Here is a 3098-nt window from a genome sequence, read left to right as displayed (position 1 = left end):
GGGGACGGCGGGGCCGCCCCGGCGGGGGGCGGCGCCCCCGCTCCTGCGCCCCGGCGGCCTCGCGGAGACCCGGGCTCCCCTAACCCGCCGCTCTCGGTAGGGTGTTCGTATGACGACCGGGGTACGCCGCAGGATGGGTGTCGAGGAGCGTCGGGAACAGTTGATCTCCGTGGCACTGGAGTTGTTCAGCCGCCGTCCTCCCGCCGATGTGTCGATAGACGAGATCGCCGCCGCGGCCGGGATCTCGCGGCCCCTCGTGTACCACTACTTCCCCGGGAAGCTCAGCCTCTATGAGGCGGCGCTACGGCGGGCCGCCGACGATCTCGCGCACCGCTTCGTGGAGCCGCGGGAAGGGCCGCTGGGCGCACGCCTCTCGCGGGTCATGGAGCGGTACTTCGACTTCGTGGACGCGCACGGCCCGGGTTTCTCGGCGCTCATGCGCGGCGGGCCCTCCGTGCCCTCGGGGCAGGCGGCGAACGCGCTCATCGACGCGGTCCGGCAGGCCGCGCGGGACCAGATACTGGCGCACCTCGGCGTCGCCGAGCCCTCGGCCCGCCTCGATCTCGTCGTACGGTCGTGGGTCGCGCTCGCCGAGTCCACGGCGCTGCTGTGGCTGGACGGGCGGCGCGTGGCGCGGGCGGAGCTGGAACTCCAGCTCGTGCACGACTTCGTGGCGCTGCTCGCGGTGAGCGCGCAGCGCGATCCCGCGCTCGCGGTGCTGCTGCGGGAGATCCTGGCCGGGGAGCCCGTGGACGGGCCCTTCGCCGAGCTGGTCGCCGGCCTCCTCGCGCTCGCGCCGGCGGGCGCGCTGCCCGGGGCGCGAGCGGAGGCCGCGGCTCAGGCGGTCATTTCTTCGCCGCGTAGGTGACGCGCACGGTGTCGAAGCCAAGCGAGTGCAGCAGCCCCTCCAGCATCGAGGTGGTGTTCTTCTCGGCGCGGGCGGTGAGTTCGCTGTCCTTGGCGGCGTCGCCGATGTGCTCGGCGGCGAGCTTCTGGACGGCGCGTTCGTCGTTGGGGTTGTCGGAGAAGAAGTCGCCCAGCCGGTCGAGGAGTCCGCGCTGCTTGGAGACCGCGTAGGAGCGGTCGGGGTCGAGCGCGGGCTTGCCGAGCACGGCGCGCGGCAGGCGCAGCGTGGCCTCGGTGCGGTCGTCGTTGACGCGCACGTCGTCGTCCTTGAGGCCGCCGAGTTCCACGTACGAGGAGACGGTGCCGGCGCCGACGTACAGCGTGCGCTTGCCCTTGAGGGCGTCGGGCAGGTACTTCGTGTCCTTCTCCAGGTCCACGACGACCTGGAAGTTGCCGGTGGCGGCCTCGTAACGGCTCATGTCCTTGATGGACTTGAGCAGCGCGGGCCCGGTGCGGTCGTGGGTCTCCTCGCCGAACAGCTCACCGAGGCCGGGGATCACGGCGAAGCGGATGAGCAGCGTGAAGAGCACGACGAGCGCCACGAGGACCGCGAGGAGCTTCCCCCACCAGGGCAGGCCCGTCCCGCGTCGCGGCGTCGTCCGCGTGCTCTCCTCGGACTCCTCGGACACGGCGGTCTTCTGGGGCATGACGGCGCTCCCCTCTCCTCCCACGGGGCCGCGCCCTCGCGTCGGCCCGTCCTTCACAGCTCTCTGATGCCCAAGACGGGCGCGATCAGGCGTCGTTGGGCATCCGGTGACAGGTCCGTGACAGAGCGGCGGCGCGGTCGGCGGCGGGCCGGAGCAGGTCGCGAAGGAACACGGGGCCGCAAGGAAACCGCCAATTGACGGCGTTGTGCGTCACTTCGTATCGGTACGTCCGCCGGTCGGGTATGACCGTGACAGGTGCCCGGCGGCGGCCCGCTCCCCTCCCCCGGGCCGCCACCGGACGCCACCCGCGCCGCACACCACGCACGCCGCACCCCGCACCCCGCACCCCGCAGCGAGAAGAGAGGCCCTTCATGCCGCTGGACCCCGCCCCCCGTCCCCTCGCGCGCGCCTGGTGGCGGGACGCCGTCATCTACCAGGTGTACGTACGGTCCTTCGCGGACAGCGACGGGGACGGGATCGGTGACCTGCGCGGTGTGACGAGCCGGCTGCCCTACCTCGCGGGGCTCGGCGTGGACGCGGTGTGGCTCACGCCGTTCTACGCCTCGCCGCAGGCCGACGGCGGCTACGACGTCGCGGACTACCGCGCGGTCGATCCGCTCTTCGGCGACCTCGCCGACGCCGCCGCGCTCATCGGGGCGGCGCACGCGCACGGGCTGCGCGTCATCGTGGACGTCGTCCCGAACCACACCTCCGAGCTGCATCCGTGGTTCCGCGCCGCGCGCGCCTCGGCCGCGGCGCCCGAGCGCGCGTACTACGTGCTGCGCCCCGGGCGCGGGGAGCACGGCGAACTGCCTCCCAACGACTGGGAGTCGGTCTTCGGGGGCCCCGCCTGGACGCGGCTGCCCGACGGCGCCTGGTACCTGCACCTGTTCGCCCCCGAGCAGCCCGACCTGAACTGGGAGCACCCGGCGGTGCGCGCCGAGTTCGAGGACGTGCTGCGGTTCTGGCTCGACCTCGGCGTGGACGGCTTCCGGGTGGACGTCGCGCACGGGATGGTCAAGGCGCCCGGGCTGCCCGACGTGGGCCGCGCGGGGCAGGCCCGGATGCTCAACACCGAGGTGCTGCCCTTCTTCGACCAGGACGGGGTGCACGAGATCCACCGCTCCTGGCGCGCGCTCCTGGACTCCTACCCGGGCGAGCGCGTCGAGGTCGCCGAGGCGTGGGCGCCGACCTCGGAGCGGCTGGCACTGTACGTCCGCGCGGACGAGGCGCACCAGGCGTTCAACTTCCAGTACGTGCTGGCCCCCTGGGGGGCGCGGGCGCTGCGCGAGGTGATCGACGCCTCGCTCGCCGCGACGGGCGCGGTCGGGGCGACGACGACGTGGGTGCTCTCCAACCACGACGTCGTGCGGCACACGACGCGGTACGCGGAGGGCGACCCGGCGCGCGGGCTGCGGCGCGGGCGCGCGGCGGCGCTGCTCACGTTCGCGCTGCCCGGTTCGGTGTACGTCTACCAGGGCGAGGAGCTGGGGCTGCCCGAGGTGCTCGACCTGCCGGAGGAGGCACGGCAGGACCCGGCGTACT

At 73.6% G+C, this 3098-nt stretch carries 3 protein-coding genes; 2 read left to right on the top strand and 1 reads right to left on the bottom strand.

The window, feature by feature from the left end:
* Positions 1-109: 109 nt before the first annotated feature.
* Positions 110-868, top strand: a complete 759-nt coding sequence (locus tag SSBG_RS22395) for a TetR/AcrR family transcriptional regulator (protein ID WP_050776816.1) — start codon at positions 110-112, stop codon at positions 866-868.
* Here the strand turns inward: SSBG_RS22395 and SSBG_RS22390 are convergent.
* A complete protein-coding gene (locus SSBG_RS22390; RefSeq protein WP_037870415.1) occupies positions 846-1553 on the bottom strand; it encodes a DUF4230 domain-containing protein in 708 nt (235 codons plus the stop codon). The two genes, SSBG_RS22395 and SSBG_RS22390, sit on opposite strands and share 23 nt — an antisense overlap.
* A 371-nt stretch (positions 1554-1924) precedes the next feature.
* On the opposite strand from SSBG_RS22390, the gene SSBG_RS22385 reads away from it, so the two are divergent.
* The coding region (locus SSBG_RS22385) for an alpha-amylase family glycosyl hydrolase (protein WP_037870414.1) at positions 1925-3098 on the top strand (1174 nt) is incomplete at its 3' end.

The organism is Streptomyces sp. SPB074, from assembly GCF_000154905.1.
GTDB lineage: Bacteria > Actinomycetota > Actinomycetes > Streptomycetales > Streptomycetaceae > Streptomyces.
The sequence above is the reverse complement of the archived record's forward strand: the minus strand, read 5'-3'. Positions and strand labels throughout refer to the sequence as shown.